This window comes from Nitrosomonas sp. Is37 (assembly GCF_033063275.1).
In the GTDB taxonomy this organism is placed as follows: domain Bacteria; phylum Pseudomonadota; class Gammaproteobacteria; order Burkholderiales; family Nitrosomonadaceae; genus Nitrosomonas.
The window spans coordinates 1-15507 of sequence record NZ_JAWJYP010000033.1 but is presented as its reverse complement, the minus strand read 5'-3'; the positions used below and the strand labels follow the sequence as shown (position 1 = coordinate 15507).

Here is a 15507-nt window from a genome sequence, read left to right as displayed (position 1 = left end):
GATTTTTGGTTTCTATTCTTATATCAGATAAATAAGTTATTTATCTTTCTGCTCGTGCGGTAGCACAAGTTCTTCTTGCTGTTGAAGTTCCCACATATGTGCATAAACACCATTTATCGCAAGAAGCTGCTGATGGGTTCCACGCTCAACTATGTGACCTTTGTCCATGACTAAAATCTGATCAGCATCAATAATAGTGGAAAGACGATGCGCAATTACGAGCGTAGTACGATTCTTGGCTAATTGCTTCAATGCTTTTTGTATATTTTTCTCGGTTTTTGAATCTAGCGCTGAGGTTGCTTCATCAAAAATAAGAATCGCTGGTTTCTTAAGAATTGCGCGCGCAATGGCAATACGCTGTTTTTCGCCACCAGAGAGTTTAAGTCCTCTCTCTCCCACTTGCGTTTCATATTTGTCAGGTAGACTTTCAATAAAGTCATGAATATGCGCTGATTTAGCCGCGGCAAGGATTTCTTCATGCGTGGCATCGGGTCGCCCATAGGCAATGTTGTAATAGATGCTGTCGTTAAACAATACGGTATCCTGCGGCACGATGCCAATCAATGCTCTGAGGCTTTCTTGTGTGACCTCGCGTATGTCATGGTCGTTGATACGTATCTTGCCGTCAGTGACATCATAAAAGCGGAAAAGTAAACGTGCTAGCGTCGATTTGCCTGAACCGCTATGCCCTACCGCTGCAACGATATTTCCAGCAAGAATGGTAAAATTGACATCAAATAAAATTTGGCGATTGGTTTCATAACTGAAGTTCACATGCTCAAAAGTAATACTCGCACTATCTGTCAGGAGTTTAATGGCTTCTGATTGATCTGCTATTTCTTGATGCTCATCCAGTAAGTTGAACATTTTTTCCATGTCTGCCAGTGAGTGCTTGATTTCACGATAAACGAAGCCCAGGAAGTGTAAGGGCATATAAAGCTGGAGCAGGAAAGTATTAACCAGCACCAGATCACCCAAAGACATCTCTCCCATGACGACCTTGTCTGCTGCCAGTAGTATCAGTAAGGTGATACCGATGGCAATAATGGCGCTTTGCCCGGTATTAAGTGCTGCCAGAGAGGTTTGATTGCGAACAGCCGCTTCTTCCCACTGCTGCAGATGTTCATCATATCGTCTTGTTTCCCATGCTTCATTTCCAAAATATTTAACTGTTTCATAATTTAATAAACTGTCTATCGCGCGGGTATTGGCCTTGGAATCCATGTCGTTCATGGTACGGCGGAAAATCATGCGCCACTCGGTGATGATGAGTGTCAGAGCAATATAGGCAAGCAGCGTGATCAATGTAATGACGAAAAACCAGATATCATATTGGCTAATTAGAATTAGCATAACCAATCCAATTTCCAGCAGGGTTGGTAGAATATTGAACAGCATGAAGTTCAGTAAGAATGATATCCCGCGTGAACCACGCTCGATATCACGCGATACTCCGCCAGTTTGTCTTGCTAGATGAAATCGTAACGATAATGAGTGTAAATGACCAAAAACCTGGATGGCCACGCGCCGGATTGCGCGTTGGGTGACTTTGGCAAATACCGCATCGCGCAGCTCACCAAATACTGTGCTGCAGAAGCGTAAAATACCATAAGCGATCAAGAGAAATGCAGGCAATACCACCAGGGCTTTCGGCTGATCAAGCGCATCAATAATTTCTTTGAGCACTAAGGGCACGCTGACATTGGCAAGTTTAGCCAGGAGCAGTAACATTAAGGCAGCAATGACTCTGCCTTTGAATTCCCATAAATAAGGCAAAAGGGAACGGATTGTTTTCCAATCATTACGGTTAGAAGGTGGTTTATTCAAGCGTGTGGCGCACATGAGTTAAAGGTTTTTTTAAAATCTCGAAAATTATAGAAGGAGAATTACCTAATGGAGATCACTTGTTATCGCGATCCTGAGATCAAACGGGAACCTCATTTTCTTCCTGCTAGCACTTATAACCTGGCGCGCCAGTTACTTTCCCGTTGTTCTGATGATTATCTATTTGTACCCATCCGGTCTATCCAGTACTTGGCTATCCTGGATAAAGAAGAATTCATTTTTATCGATGGCGAACGTAAGTGCTGGATTGATATTGCATGGCAAAATTTTCAACCGCAAGAACGGACAAAACTCAGTGAGCCAGTTGCATATGAAGCAGTTTATTATGGAGAGAACCAAGCAGATATTATGCTAAGGCTTCAGGAGGAATTTCCAAAAGCATTACGATTACTCGCCGATAAGCAGATACCAAAAACGCCAGCACGAGTGATTAAATTTCCTGCAGCCCAGGGTTAATGACAAGGTGCTCAACACATATTCGTGGTGAGCACAAATATAAACACCTTTTTTATCTGTGCTCAGTCATCCTCATCCAATTCTGCATCCCAACCCTTACTTTTTGCAACATCGATAATTTGTGCATAAAGCCTTGTATGCCGTTGCTGTAAATCGGCTGGTAAGCGACTAGGTAGATGAGCATAAGGCTCCCATGCTGCATGAACTTTTTCATACAAATTCTGCATTTGCGAATGACTCCAGCCTGCACACATTTCTGATTCTGGCAAAATGCCAAAAACCCAAGCATCAATGACCATACGGCCGAGATGCGTTAGACCACCATTTGTGTCCTCATTGATTCCCGCGTAAAACTGTTCCTTCATCGTACTCATAAAAAGTGTATGTGTGGTATTTTCCAAATGAAAACATTTAACGAGTTAATCCAGCATAAAGTAACGGTAACTTTTCTGGTAATCTTTCTACGTGGTCAACTACCATATAATTACGTGCACCAAAAATACGTGAAACATACTGATCTGCGCGTGGGTCAAGGCTCATGCAATAAGTGATTATTCCTGATCGGCCAGCTTCTTCCACAGCTTTTTTAGTATCATAACGGAGATACTGAGGATCGCGCACATCAATATCAGCAGGTTCGCCATCGGTAATGACCAGTAATAGCTTTTTGCTGGATCGTTGTGATTTCAAATAATGACTTGCATGCCGAATAGCCGCGCCCATACGGGTCGACAGTTGTCCTGTCATGCCAGCTAGCTTAGCTTTGGGGATTTCATTATATTGCTGGTTGAAATCCTTGTAACGATAATACTCAACATCATGCCGGCCATCCGAACAAAACCCATGAATCGCAAAGGGGTCACCAATTTTATTGATGGCATCGGCGAACAATACAGTTGCTTGACGAGTTAAATCAAGTACAGAGAAATCCTGACCAGAAACCTTATCGTTAGTGGACTCAGACAAATCAAGCAGTACGAGCACTGAGATATCGCGTATTTTGCGAACAGATCGCATCATGATACGGGGGTCAGGTTGCAAGCCCATACGAATATCAATCGTGGAATGAATCGCTGCATTGATATCGATTTCGTCACCATCCTCCAGCTTTCTGATACGTTGCACCCCTTGCGGCTGCATGGCGTCGAGCAAAAATTTCGTGCGCGAAATTTCACGTTTATATTGTGCAGCAATGCTATCGATCACCTGGATATCGCCTAATTTAGCACGTTTCTCCTGAACAGTGACCCATGTAGGGCGTTCTAGCTGGATTTGATAATCCCACTCTGAGTAATGATAAGGAGGGGAGATAGGCTCTTTACCTTCCAATTCATTATAGGAAACGCCGCTATCTTCGTAAGGAAAGAATTCTGTTCCCATCACCCAGATTTCTTGGGCATCATCGCCAGCCGTTTCGACTTCTACCTCATTGGCCAGCTCCATGACACTGACGTATTTACGTATTTGCTTGATCTCATCATAACCAGCAGTCTGTGAGTGTTCAAAATTAAATTCCTCAAATTCCCAGAAATAGCGATTGTCATCCAGATAGGGTGCTGTCAAGATATCAGTACGGGGATTGAATGCGATTTTTTTGTCCATGATCTTATGAGCGAGCTGTACGCCGATATCCCAGGAAATCTGATTATTTCCCAGACGGTCTTGGGCTTGCGCAAATAAAGATCGGGCTTCAATAATCCAGTCATCATTATCCTCATAAGTCTGATCAAGCAGTGCACGTGCCAGGCGATTGAGATAATCGCCGATCGTGGCTTTCATGTGAGGCGTTGCATCGTGCAAGCTTGACCAAATTTGGCGCAAACCTGGGAAATGCCGGATTGAGAGTGCTTCTACTCTCGCATCTTCAATAACTGAGATAACCGCCATTTGTAATGGATTCAAGGCTTCAGCAGAAATAGGGAATTTCGTTTCTACCAAATGTGCTGCTGCATGTGCGGCTGCCGCGCGGTAAACTTCGCTTGCTGCAATCTCACCATGGGCATCATAGGCATCAGGTAGATGAATGAAGTAATTTTCAATATAGGGTCGATAACCTTGACGAGTTTCATAGTCTCCTGAGGTAGGGCGCATAAAGAAATCACGTGCCCATAAGGCACGTAAGTAAATATTGATGCGACGCTGGATATCGACAAATAGTGTGCCTTTTCTTTCTTTTTGGAGAACCGCTTGCGATTCCTTGGAATTTATACTGAAATATTGGATTTGTTCCTCATAGTTGGTACGATGAGCATGTGCACCCCACAAAGCCCATCGGCGTAGGCCACCGAGTGTCAATTGACCCAGCAAAATATCGAGTTTATCCAGCAATGGGCGGACACCACGTGGTGCTTGGGCAATAAGTGTGTTGAGAAACTGAAGGTATTGACGAAATAAATCTGCGTCACCGAGTCTCTTGGCAGCAGTAGCGGCTGTTGCAAGAATCAGTTCAATCACGGCTCCAGAAGTTTTCGATGCAAGCATCAAAGCAGTGGTTGCGAGATCACTAATAACATCTTCTCCAACTTCCTTGGCAACTTGCGGCGCTTCATCGATCCACGTATCTATTAACGCACGTCCGCGTCCGAGCCCTTGCAGAGCAGCCGCACCTTTCAAGTAGTTATCTAATCCTCGGGGCGAGAGGATTCTGGTCGCATCATGCCAGGTATTTTCAAGCAATGACATGGATTCGGGTGGCAATGATTCCAGTAACTCTTTGTAGTCAGTCAGATTAACGCTCATACCGTATCTTGTAAAAATGAGTCTAAAGAAAATAAATTTCTACTTAGAAAAAGGTAGCTACGGCTGCATCAAGTGCATCGCGCATATCAGGATCATCTGTGATGGGGCGAACGAGTGCCACGCGGCATGCAGCGTGTGCATCTACACCTTTGGCAATCAAGTTACCTGCATAGATCAGCATGCGGGTAGAAATCCCTTCGTCTAATCCATGACCTTTTAAGTTGCGGGCACGTTCTGCGATCGATACCAATTTGGTGGCTATGGTTTTATCAATACCAGATTCATGTGACACAATCTCCGTTTCAGTGTCGTGATCTGGGTAATTAAAGTCCAATGCACCAAAACGCTGCTTGGTGGATTGCTTCAAGTCTTTCATCAGACTCTGATAACCAGGGTTGTAGGAAATAACCAGCTGAAAATCAGGGTGCGCATGGATCAGTTCGCCCTTTTTTTCCAGCGGCAGTATTCGGCGACTGTCAGTCATCGGATGAATCACAACCGTGGTATCTTGTCTTGCCTCTACGACTTCATCCAGATAACAGATTGCACCATGACGGGCAGCAATTGTCAGAGGCCCATCTTGCCAGCGTGTGCCCTGGGCATCCAGCAGGAATCTTCCCACTAAGTCAGAAGCAGTCATATCTTCGTTACAGGCGACTGTAATAAGGGGTTTCTTGAGTTTCCATGCCATAAATTCGACAAAACGGGTTTTGCCACAACCAGTTGGTCCTTTAAGCATCATCGGTATCCTGGCCGAGTAAGCTGCTTCATACAGCGCTACTTCATCAGCAACAGGATGATAATAAGGTTCATTTTTGATCATGTATTGCTCGATAGCGTCACTCATTTCGTTCTCCAGCATTAACGTGTAAGGCGTAGCTCATATTTTTGATAATTTTGTGCAAAATAAAACCCCCGCTACTTTCTAGCAACGGGGGGTTGTGAAGGATGGCTATCCCGTGCTGTACGATTAAACAGTCTTGCCGCGGTAAATGACCATCGCTGTACCTTGGCTTTGGGAAAAATTGTCATAACCAATCAAGCGAACATGATTATTTGGATTCGCTTTATGACATGCTTCAGCTTCTGCGAGAATACGGTCTACATCAGTTTCGCCGAACATAGGTAATTTCCACATATACCAGTAATTGCTCATGAGATACTCAGGCTCAGTATGCTCGATCGCAGGATTCCAACCTTTTTTTACAATAAACTCAACTTGCTTTCTGATTTGCTCCTCACTCAGCGATGGCAAATAGGAAAATGTTTCAAATTTCCGACTGGCTGGATCGCTCAGACGACTCTTATAATCAATCATTTCAGACATTCTTAACTCCAGATAATCAGTAAAAGTTTCTCTGAATCATCATGATTCAGAGAAACAAGTAGGTTACTTATTTATGTGCTACATCCAGTTTGTCGACGGTATCAAATTCAAATTTGATCTCTTTCCATGTTTCCATGGCGATCTTAAGTTCTGGGCTGTGTTTGGCAGCATTGGTCAGAATAGCTTTGCCTTCTTTTTCGATAGGTATGCCTTCGTTACGAGCTTCTACGCAAGCTTCCAGCGCTACGCGGTTTGCTGCTGCACCTGCTGCGTTACCCCATGGATGCCCTAATGTTCCACCGCCAAATTGTAAGCAAGCATCGTCACCAAAGATTGCAACGAGTGCTGGCATGTGCCAAACATGGATACCACCTGATGCAACAGGGAATACACCAGGCATGGAACCCCAATCTTGATCGAAGAAAATTCCGCGGTTACGATCTTCTTTGATAAAGGATTCGCGCATGATATCAATCCAACCCAAGGTCGCTTCACGATCACCTTCCAGTTTACCAACCACGGTTCCGGAGTGCAGATGATCACCACCGGATAGACGCAGAGCTTTAGCCAATACGCGGAAATGAATGCCATGATGCGGGTTGCGATCCAGTACGGCGTGCATAGCGCGATGGATGTGCAGCAGCAGGCCATTATCCCGGCACCAGTTAGCCAGACCTGTGTTCGCAGTGAAACCACCTGTCAGAAAGTCGTGCATAATGATAGGTGCGCCCAATTCCTTGGCAAATTCAGCACGTTTGTACATTTCCTCAGGAGTAGGTGCCGTTACATTCAGGTAATGACCCTTACGTTCGCCGGTTTCGCGTTCTGCTTTATGAATTGCCTCCATCACGAACTCAAAACGTTGGCGCCAACGCATGAAAGGCTGGCTGTTAATATTTTCGTCGTCTTTGGTGAGATCCAAGCCGCCGCGTAGGCACTCATAAACAGCACGGCCATAGTTTTTAGCAGAGAGACCTAATTTGGGTTTGATAGTGCAACCCAATAACGCACGACCATATTTATTGAGCTTGTCACGTTCAGCTTGAATACCATAGGGTGGGCCACCACAGGTTTTCACAAAGGCGATGGGGAAGCGGACATCCTCAAGGCGTAACGCACGGATTGCTTTGAAGCCAAATACGTTACCGACTAGCGAAGTAAATACGTTAACGACTGAGCCTTCTTCAAATAAATCAATCGGATAGGCAATAAATGCATAGAAGCAGGTATCATCGCCAGGCACATCTTCGATGTGGTAGGCGCGTCCTTTGTAGTAATCCAAATCGGTCAATAGGTCAGTCCATACTGTCGTCCAGGTTCCAGTGGAGGATTCGGCAGCAACTGCTGCGGCCGCTTCTTCACGGTCAACACCTGGTTGAGGAGTGATCTTGAAGCAGGCCAGGATATCAGTATCTTGAACGTTATAGTTGGGTTCCCAGTAAGTTTGCCGATATTCTTTAACACCGGCGCTATAGGTTTTAGCAGCCATCTTGCAATCTCCTGTTATTGAGAGCCCTGCCTATGATTTCTTCAAACTAGAGAAAAAAGCAGGACGAAATGTTATTAAAAAGGACTATTTGTAATTCAGTAGACACTATATATACGATTAATCATAAGAACAAATTAATAATTCTGATAGTTATGATAAGATTTTATTTATATATTAAATAATATTCATTCTTAACCATCTTAATTAAGTCTATGTTGCATATTACCCTGCGTCAATTGAAAGTGTTTGAATCTGTTGCACGTCATCTTAGTTTTTCTCGGGCTGCTGAGGAGCTTTTTCTGACACAACCTGCTGTTTCGATCCAGATCAAGCAACTTGAAGATACTGTAGCACTTCCTTTGTTTGAGCAAATGGGTAAGCGGATATATCTGACCGAAGCCGGGCAGGAGCTTTATCAGTACAGTCGGGCCATCGCACAACAATTGGCGGATATGGAGCTTGCCCTGGATGAGTTGAAAGGATTGGAGCGAGGCAAATTGAATATTTCAGTGGTTAGTACGGCCAATTATTTTGCTCCTCATTTACTGGCTAAATTTTGTCAGCGCTATCAGGACGTAACCGTCAGCTTGCATGTTTCCAATCGAGAGATTGTACTTAAACAATTAGCGGATAATCTGACTGATTTGGCAATTATGGGACAACCCCCTGAGGGGCTAGATATTGTGTCTGAATCTTTTATGGAAAACCCTCTGGTGATCATTGCACCGCCTAATCATCCTTTATGTGATATCCAGCAAATTCCTGTAAAACGCCTTGAACAGGAAATTTTTTTGGTGCGCGAGCCAGGATCTGGAACACGCAGTGCGATGGAGCGATTTTTTGCTGAACAAAAGATCAAAATCAATAGAGGGATGGAGGCGGATACCACTGAAGCAATTAAACAGGCTGTTCAAGCGGGTATGGGGTTGGGTATCATGTCACAGCATACAATCGAATTGGAGTTGGAGGTAAATCGACTTAAGGTGCTGGATGTACAAGGATTTCCAATTATGCGTCATTGGTATATCGTACATCGGAAAAATAAGCGTTTTTCTAATGTGGCGAAGACATTCAAAGATTTCTTGCTGAAAGAAGCATCAGGTCTAATGTCCTGAAAGAATTACGAGGAATAAACTAAATTTGACAGGCATTTAAGATTATTTGTTTAAGGATAGAGAGTTTTCCGTGAAAGAAATGCTCAGCCCCTGGAATGACGACAACTGGAATTATTTGCGGTGTGGCCCAATCAAGAACAGAACGGAGGGAAACAATATCATCCTGGTCGCCATGTACGATGAGTACGCTATCTGCATGATTGATTACAGCTGGTGCATTCAGTCGGTCAACAGAAGGTGCAATGAGCACTAATTTTTGGGGGTTAAGTTGTTGTGCAGCGTAGGCTTGTATGGCCCCACCGAAGGAAAAGCCGGCGAGTAATAATGGTAATTGATAGGGGATAATGTCATATTGATGACGAATAGCTTGAGTAATTGCCAGCACATCTTCCACTTCTCCGATACCTTCGGCATGATTTCCTTCACTCGCACCTACCCCTCTAAAATTGAATTTAACTGTGATATAACCAGATTCAATCAATGCTTTGGAGAGAATATATACGACTTTATTATCCATATTGCCATGGTAAAGCGGATGCGGATGAGCAATAATGGCAATTCCGCGAGGTTTGGAAGCTGGAACTAAGACAATTGTTTCCAGTTTGCCAGCTGGACCCTTAATAAATAACTTATGTTCAGTCGGTGTTTTCAAATCTATCGATCTGATGAAATTGAGGTGGTAAGGCTCAAATTCTCAGACGTTCAACGATATGGCCGTTGATCAAATGCTCATCAATGATCTCATCAATATCTTCCTGGTCAACATAGGTGTACCAAATGTCTTCTGGGTAAACCACAATGACAGGCCCTTCGTTACAACGATCAAGGCAGCCAGCGTTGTTAATGCGAATTTTCCCTTTCCCACTAAGATCAAGCGCTTTAATTCGGTCTTTTGCATAATCACGCATTGCTTGAGCGTTGTGATTATTACAGCAGGCTTCGCCGGCTTTACGTTGATTGACGCAGAAAAAAACATGTTTTTGATAATAAGTCATCGAGTTATCTCAATTTGATTTTCGGTCTATAACTGACTAAGTAGTCATCTCTGTTTGTAATTCAGTTCCTGAAGTATTTTGAGGATTGCTTTGCCAGGATAAAAAAATTATCAGAGTTGATACGTAGGCTAACATTATCGATCGCAATATGATTAATTAGTAAAGTGCTGAACTACATTGCAAGCTTCAAAAAGCGTCATAACCTTACCACCCAAAAATGAGTTTTAGCAAATCTAATTTTTCTACTTTAAAGATAGAGTTGGGTGTATAGCAGGGCGCCAAGGAGTGCCGCAAGCAATACCGCCACTAAGGCAAGTAAACGACTTTGTTTTTTTTCTTGTGCAACCAGTTCAGCAAGCCTGTCTTCCATTACTAGAACACGTTCTTGGCCTAGCTGGTAGTGTAGCAAGCGTGGAAATTCTGGCAGCATCGTCGCCCAGTTAGGTGCTTCTTTTTGAATATGGCCTATTAAACCACGCCAGCCAACTTGCTCCGACATCCAGCTTTCCAAGAATGGTTTGGCTGTTTTCCATAAATCGAGATCGGGATCAAGATCACGCCCGAGTCCTTCAATATTGAGCAGGGTTTTTTGCAGCAATACGAGTTGAGGTTGAATTTCTACATTAAATTGGCGTGAAACCTGAAACAATCGCAACAGAACACGTCCAAAGTAGATTTCCTTTAATGGTCTATCAAAAATTGGTTCACAAACAGCGCGAATGGCAGCCTCAAAATCATCGACACGCGTAGTTCTTGGTGCCCAGCCTGCTTCGATATGCGCTTGCGCTACACGTCTGTAGTCACGACGAAAGAAGCCTAGAAAATTTTGTGCCAGATAATTTTTATCCTCATCACTGAGCGTTCCCATAATGCCGAAATCTACTGCAATGTAGCGCCCATCCAATCCGACAAAAATATTGCCAGGGTGCATGTCAGCGTGAAAATAACCATCCCGGAATACTTGTGTAAAAAAAATTTCAACGCCAACACGGGCAAGTTGGGGAATATCAATGTCATGCTCACGAAGTGTGCTGATATGGCTAATGGGTATACCCTGCACACGTTCCATAACCATGACTTCTGAATGACAATAGTCCCAATAAACTTCCGGAACGAATAATAAGGAAGAATCTAAAAAATTGCGCCGCAATTGGCTGCAATTGGCTGCTTCACGAATTAAATCGAGTTCATCTTCCAAGTGGCGTGCAAATTCTGTTACCACTTCACGTAACTTTAAGCGTTTACCATCTGGCCAGACCGCTTCAAGTAACCATGCGCCTGTTTCCATTAATGCAACATCATGCGCAATGACAGGCGCGATATCTGGGCGTAAAATTTTGACGGCAACTTCTGTACCATTATATAAAGTTGCAAAATGAACTTGAGCGACTGATGCGCTGGCTACGGGTTGTTTTTCAAATTTAAAAAATACTTCATTGATTGGTTTTTCATAAACTTTTTCTAACGTAGCAACGGCTAAATCGGAAGGAAACGGAGGGACTTGATCCTGGAGTTTTGCTAGTTCATCAGCAAAATCCTGCGCTAATAAATCCCGGCGAGTGGAGAGCATTTGACCAAATTTGATAAAAATGGGTCCCAGTTTTTCCAGTGCCAGACGTAAACGCATAGCAGGAGGTAATTTGAGACGCGCCCTGAATGGCACTAATTTGGCTAGCGGCCGCAATAATCGCAAACGTGGATGGCTAAGTAAAATATCATCTAAGCCAAAATGGAATCCGATTAGAATAATTTTTATGAGGCGAAAAATTCGCATTTATTGTTATGTCTGACAAAGAATATAAATAAGAGGAAGGGTAGAATTAATAATTATTATTCACTCTATTCTAAGTCAGTTCATTACTCCCTATTTATAAAGAAATGTTTTTTTCTGCTTTGAAGGGTAATAGATTGATTAAACGATAAATTCGTTTTTCCAGATGTGTTACGTGATCTTGTAATAAATTTACTTCAATAGTAAAGCGATCAATATCAGTATGGTTGGATAAAACAGATTTTTCTTCTGTAAGATATTCGATCAGCGCTTGAGATAGATTAAGCATGCTTTCTGATTGCCAATGAATCAAATTTTGTCCAGCTTTAACCATACGGTGAGCAAGCACATCGCCAAAAATGGAGCTTATATCTTGCTCGATATCCCAATACAGATTTTTGCTAATGAATAATAATTCATTAGCAAATGTGGTATCTCCCATAATCTTGATTTCATCAAAAGCACTTTCATCGCGAGAAATCAGACGCGGTAGCAAACTTGGAGCGACAATAAGGGTAGTATCTGTGCTGGCATTAACTGGAGAGGCTATTGCTAATTTCCCATCAGTTTGTATCACGATATTCAAATCAATTAGTGGGAAAATAGAAAGATGAATAGATTTGCCTGCGAAAGATTGTAGACGGTTACATGCCCATGACTCTCCGTCTAATACATGATTAAATGCAGCAATGGCAATAGATGGTAACATAAGTAATTGAATAATTATAGCTTATTGGTTGCGCTATGCAGGCAATGAGATTGTTTCTTAAGCTAAAAGATTGCTTATCGTATAGTGGAACTTATTGTGATAACGTAATTTCGAATCAATTTTATCTAAAGTAGTTAAAGACCATATTTATGGATTTATATCAGGATTGATTTGATTTATTACTATAGTTACCAGTTTCTGCGCCATTATATAAATTTAACCAGTTATTTCCCAGTCTGTTGATGATGACTTCAGAAAGTGTCACGCCATCATGCTTTGCCAATTCAGAAAGAATTTGCCATGCTGTATACGTTATACCGATAGTTTTAAGCGGCGGTCTATATTTTTGACTTTCAATCTGATCTCTTGCAATAGAAATCGCATTCTTTAACTGTACCCACTGGGTTTCATTCAACCATTTTTGACACCACTCATTCAAAGCTATAGAGTCGTGTCTGACATTTTGATACTCAAGTTCAGCACCCAGACGTTGGGTATCGTCCATAGTTAACCAATGTGAATTACTAGCTATTTGATTATCAATAAAGCTTACCGCAGCATTTTTATCCTGCTGTCTGATTATATAATTCTGATCGGCCATTCTTTGTTACCAGTTTGTATTGAGACAATAAAGAGTTTTATTGGGATATTACAAGCCAGCATAACGATTTCGCAAGTGTTTTTTTATTTGAATTTATAGTAAGAAGATAGTGTTCTTTCCAAGAAATGTGTAAAATCTCAAAGATAATTTTGATTGTTTCCATTTCTAGTAAAATTGGTTAATTAAGTGGCTCTTCTCGTTCAAAAATATGGTGGGACATCGGTTGGTAGTACCGAGCGTATCAAAAATGTAGCCCGGCGTGTTGCTAAATACTTTACTCAGGGTCACGAATTAGTTGTGGTTGTTTCTGCTATGAGTGGAGAAACTAATCGCCTTATTGCATTAGCTAAAGAAATTCAAGCTCATCCTGATCCTCGTGAGCTTGATGTAATGGTTTCTACCGGTGAACAAGTTACCGTTGCATTATTAGCGATGGCATTGAAGGAACTTAATATTAAAGCCAAGAGTTATACAGGTGGACAAGTTAGAATATTAACTGATAGTGCGCACACCAAAGCACGAATTCTAAAAATAGATGAAGACAGAATTCGGGCTGATCTTGAAGCGGGATACGTTGTGGTGGTTGCAGGTTTTCAAGGCATCGATGAAGCTAATAATATTACTACGTTAGGGCGAGGAGGGTCGGATACTACTGGCGTGGCGCTTGCGGCAGCGCTTAAGGCCGATGAATGTCAGATATACACGGATGTGAATGGTATTTATACAACCGACCCTCGAATCGTACCAGAAGCAAGGCGATTGAAAACAATTACCTTTGAAGAGATGCTCGAAATGGCGAGCCTCGGTTCTAAGGTATTACAAATACGTTCAGTTGAATTTGCCGGCAAATACAAAGTTAAGCTCAGAGTGCTTTCTAGCTTTGGAGAAGATGGAGAAGGTACACTGATCACTTTTGAGGAAGATAATAATATGGAACAGGCTGTAATTTCAGGCATTGCTTTTAATCGCGATGAAGCAAAAATAACTATACTGGGTGCGCCAGATCATCCAGGTGTTGCTTACCAAATTCTTGGTCCTGTTGCTGATGCCAATATTGACGTGGATATGATTATTCAGAATGTGAGCCACGATGGAACCACTGATTTTTCCTTTACTGTCAATCGTAATGAATTTACCAATACAATGAACATATTGAGGGATAAGATTTTGCCTCATATTGGTGCACGAGATGTCATTGGTGGTGATAAGATTGCCAAAGTTTCATTAGTGGGTGTGGGAATGCGTTCGCATGCAGGTATTGCTAGTAAGATGTTTCGTGTCTTGGCTGAAGAGGGAATCAATATTCAGATGATTACAACTTCAGAAATTAAGATATCAGTCGTAGTGGACGAGAAATATATGGAACTTGCAGTCAGGGTTCTTCATAAGGCTTTTGATTTAGATCAAGCTCAATAAAATTTGCGAGAAGTCATAAAAAATTTGACCTGGCATTCTTAACCCGCTATTCTTGCGGCTCTAAGGAGAGATGGCCGAGTGGTCGAAGGCGCTCCCCTGCTAAGGGAGTATAGGCACAAAAAGCTTATCGAGGGTTCGAATCCCTCTCTCTCCGCCAACACTTAATCCAACACTATCCAAAGAAGTGTTAAAGTGTTGATAAAACAAGCTACTTAGTAAATAGTTTGTCCAAAATCGTCTCAAAAAATATACTACCATCCTACATTTAGGGAAAGACGGATGGAAAGACGAGATGGCAAGAGAAGTCAAAAAACTCAAAGCAGTTCAAATTAACTCACTTCCACCTGGCACACATTCAGATGGTGGTAATCTTCTGTTACGGGTAAGGGAATCAGGTTCTCGAAGTTGGGTATTCCGATATAAGCAAAATGGTCGACCAATCGAGCTTGGATTAGGCTCAACAAATGTAGAACCCTGGCAGAAACACGTGAAACAGCCAATGACATGCGTCGTGCAATCTTGCACGGACAATCACCTAAAGAAGTATTGTGGATAGAAAAACCTAGTAAGACTTTTTCTGAATACGCGCGTGAGTGTATAAACCATAAAAAAGCAGGCTGGCGCAAATAGTAAGCATGCAAGTCAATGGATAAACACACTTGAGCAGTACGCATTTCCATTCATCGGAGATAAATCAGTAACTCATATTGGTATTGATGATGCCAAAGCAGTCCTCAATTCAATCTGGAAAGGTAAGACGGAAACGGCCTCCAGGGTAAGACAGAGAATAGAAGTCGTACTGGATTACGCTTTTCTTTACGAAGGGGTTGATAAAAGTAACTCTGCGCGATGGAACGGCTGTTTAGATCATGTATTTGCGGCACCGAAGAAAGTATCGCCAGTCGTGCATTTTAATGCCATTCCTTATATCAATTTGCCTGGAGTCATGCAGGCATTACGCATCAAAACTAGTGTTTAATTGCATTAATAGCATATATTATTTGATTTATACTAGGCATTATGCCTAGAAAAGCGATAGAAATC

16 protein-coding genes and 1 tRNA gene are annotated in these 15507 nt (G+C 42.4%); 6 read left to right on the top strand and 11 right to left on the bottom strand.

The window, feature by feature from the left end; genetic code table 11:
- Positions 1-36 precede the first annotated feature (36 nt).
- Positions 37-1842 carry an ABC transporter ATP-binding protein/permease gene (locus R2Q26_RS13095; RefSeq protein WP_317536691.1) on the bottom strand — a complete coding sequence of 602 codons (1806 nt, stop codon included), beginning with the start codon at positions 1840-1842 and terminating at the stop codon, positions 37-39.
- Positions 1843-1893: 51 nt separating this feature from the next.
- Between R2Q26_RS13095 and R2Q26_RS13090 the strand changes: the two genes are divergently transcribed.
- Complete coding sequence (locus R2Q26_RS13090; protein WP_317536690.1) at positions 1894-2301, top strand: hypothetical protein; 408 nt, start codon at positions 1894-1896, stop codon at positions 2299-2301.
- 62 nt (positions 2302-2363) lie between these two features.
- Here R2Q26_RS13090 and R2Q26_RS13085 read toward each other — a convergent pair whose 3' ends face one another.
- From R2Q26_RS13085 to R2Q26_RS13065, 5 genes are all read right to left on the bottom strand, one after another.
- Positions 2364-2666, bottom strand: a complete 303-nt coding sequence (locus tag R2Q26_RS13085; protein WP_317536689.1) for a hypothetical protein — start codon at positions 2664-2666, stop codon at positions 2364-2366.
- A gap of 46 nt (positions 2667-2712) precedes the next feature.
- Entirely contained in the window at positions 2713-5040 is a 2328-nt protein-coding gene (locus tag R2Q26_RS13080; protein WP_317536688.1) for a nitric oxide reductase activation protein NorD, read from the bottom strand.
- 43 nt (positions 5041-5083) lie between these two features.
- A complete protein-coding gene (locus R2Q26_RS13075) occupies positions 5084-5887 on the bottom strand; it encodes a CbbQ/NirQ/NorQ/GpvN family protein (RefSeq protein WP_090568672.1) in 804 nt (267 codons plus the stop codon).
- A 123-nt stretch (positions 5888-6010) separates the two neighbouring features.
- The gene (locus tag R2Q26_RS13070; RefSeq protein WP_317536687.1) at positions 6011-6367 is read right to left on the bottom strand and encodes a ribulose bisphosphate carboxylase small subunit; all 357 of its coding nucleotides are present in this window, start codon (positions 6365-6367) and stop codon (positions 6011-6013) included.
- Between the two features lie 67 nt (positions 6368-6434).
- On the bottom strand, positions 6435-7856 hold the full coding sequence (locus tag R2Q26_RS13065) for a form I ribulose bisphosphate carboxylase large subunit (RefSeq protein WP_317536686.1): 1422 nt from the start codon (positions 7854-7856) through the stop codon (positions 6435-6437).
- Positions 7857-8068: 212 nt separating this feature from the next.
- Between R2Q26_RS13065 and R2Q26_RS13060 the strand changes: the two genes are divergently transcribed.
- Complete coding sequence (locus tag R2Q26_RS13060; RefSeq protein WP_317536685.1) at positions 8069-8971, top strand: LysR family transcriptional regulator; 903 nt, start codon at positions 8069-8071, stop codon at positions 8969-8971.
- Between the two features lie 19 nt (positions 8972-8990).
- Here R2Q26_RS13060 and R2Q26_RS13055 read toward each other — a convergent pair whose 3' ends face one another.
- From R2Q26_RS13055 to R2Q26_RS13035, 5 genes are all read right to left on the bottom strand, one after another.
- Positions 8991-9623, bottom strand: coding sequence for an alpha/beta hydrolase (locus tag R2Q26_RS13055; RefSeq protein ID WP_317536684.1), 633 nt, complete (start codon positions 9621-9623; stop codon positions 8991-8993).
- 34 nt (positions 9624-9657) lie between these two features.
- The gene (locus R2Q26_RS13050) at positions 9658-9966 is read right to left on the bottom strand and encodes a (2Fe-2S) ferredoxin domain-containing protein (protein ID WP_317536683.1); all 309 of its coding nucleotides are present in this window, start codon (positions 9964-9966) and stop codon (positions 9658-9660) included.
- Positions 9967-10213: 247 nt separating this feature from the next.
- Positions 10214-11740 carry a ubiquinone biosynthesis regulatory protein kinase UbiB gene (gene ubiB, locus R2Q26_RS13045; RefSeq protein ID WP_317536682.1) on the bottom strand — a complete coding sequence of 509 codons (1527 nt, stop codon included), beginning with the start codon at positions 11738-11740 and terminating at the stop codon, positions 10214-10216.
- 94 nt (positions 11741-11834) lie between these two features.
- Complete coding sequence (locus R2Q26_RS13040; protein WP_317536681.1) at positions 11835-12446, bottom strand: SCP2 domain-containing protein; 612 nt, start codon at positions 12444-12446, stop codon at positions 11835-11837.
- Between the two features lie 160 nt (positions 12447-12606).
- Positions 12607-13047 carry a hypothetical protein gene (locus R2Q26_RS13035; protein WP_317536680.1) on the bottom strand — a complete coding sequence of 147 codons (441 nt, stop codon included), beginning with the start codon at positions 13045-13047 and terminating at the stop codon, positions 12607-12609.
- 186 nt (positions 13048-13233) lie between these two features.
- Here R2Q26_RS13035 and R2Q26_RS13030 point away from each other — a divergent pair, with 186 nt between their 5' ends.
- The 4 genes from R2Q26_RS13030 to R2Q26_RS15590 all read left to right on the top strand — a co-directional run bounded on the left by R2Q26_RS13030 (position 13234) and on the right by R2Q26_RS15590 (position 15442).
- Complete coding sequence (locus tag R2Q26_RS13030; RefSeq protein WP_317536679.1) at positions 13234-14463, top strand: aspartate kinase; 1230 nt, start codon at positions 13234-13236, stop codon at positions 14461-14463.
- A gap of 64 nt (positions 14464-14527) precedes the next feature.
- Positions 14528-14620, top strand: a tRNA-Ser gene (locus tag R2Q26_RS13025).
- Positions 14621-14755: 135 nt separating this feature from the next.
- Positions 14756-15019, top strand: a complete 264-nt coding sequence (locus R2Q26_RS15595) for an Arm DNA-binding domain-containing protein (protein WP_411182355.1) — start codon at positions 14756-14758, stop codon at positions 15017-15019.
- 48 nt (positions 15020-15067) lie between these two features.
- The gene (locus R2Q26_RS15590) at positions 15068-15442 is read left to right on the top strand and encodes a phage integrase central domain-containing protein (RefSeq protein ID WP_411182357.1); all 375 of its coding nucleotides are present in this window, start codon (positions 15068-15070) and stop codon (positions 15440-15442) included.
- The last annotated feature ends 65 nt before the right edge of the window (positions 15443-15507 follow it).

Bases quoted from the DNA above. Each gene is read 5' to 3' on its own strand.
- R2Q26_RS13095 (WP_317536691.1), bottom strand. From the start codon at position 1,842: ATGTGCGCCACACGCTTGAATAAACCACCTTCTAACCGTAATGATTGG.
- R2Q26_RS13090 (WP_317536690.1), top strand. From the start codon at position 1,894: ATGGAGATCACTTGTTATCGCGATCCTGAGATCAAACGGGAACCTCAT.
- R2Q26_RS13085 (WP_317536689.1), bottom strand. From the start codon at position 2,666: ATGAAGGAACAGTTTTACGCGGGAATCAATGAGGACACAAATGGTGGT.
- R2Q26_RS13080 (WP_317536688.1), bottom strand. From the start codon at position 5,040: ATGAGCGTTAATCTGACTGACTACAAAGAGTTACTGGAATCATTGCCA.
- R2Q26_RS13075 (WP_090568672.1), bottom strand. From the start codon at position 5,887: ATGAGTGACGCTATCGAGCAATACATGATCAAAAATGAACCTTATTAT.
- R2Q26_RS13070 (WP_317536687.1), bottom strand. From the start codon at position 6,367: ATGTCTGAAATGATTGATTATAAGAGTCGTCTGAGCGATCCAGCCAGT.
- R2Q26_RS13065 (WP_317536686.1), bottom strand. From the start codon at position 7,856: ATGGCTGCTAAAACCTATAGCGCCGGTGTTAAAGAATATCGGCAAACT.
- R2Q26_RS13060 (WP_317536685.1), top strand. From the start codon at position 8,069: ATGTTGCATATTACCCTGCGTCAATTGAAAGTGTTTGAATCTGTTGCA.
- R2Q26_RS13050 (WP_317536683.1), bottom strand. From the start codon at position 9,966: ATGACTTATTATCAAAAACATGTTTTTTTCTGCGTCAATCAACGTAAA.
- ubiB (WP_317536682.1), bottom strand. From the start codon at position 11,740: ATGCGAATTTTTCGCCTCATAAAAATTATTCTAATCGGATTCCATTTT.
- R2Q26_RS13040 (WP_317536681.1), bottom strand. From the start codon at position 12,446: ATGTTACCATCTATTGCCATTGCTGCATTTAATCATGTATTAGACGGA.
- R2Q26_RS13035 (WP_317536680.1), bottom strand. From the start codon at position 13,047: ATGGCCGATCAGAATTATATAATCAGACAGCAGGATAAAAATGCTGCG.
- R2Q26_RS15595 (WP_411182355.1), top strand. From the start codon at position 14,756: ATGGCAAGAGAAGTCAAAAAACTCAAAGCAGTTCAAATTAACTCACTT.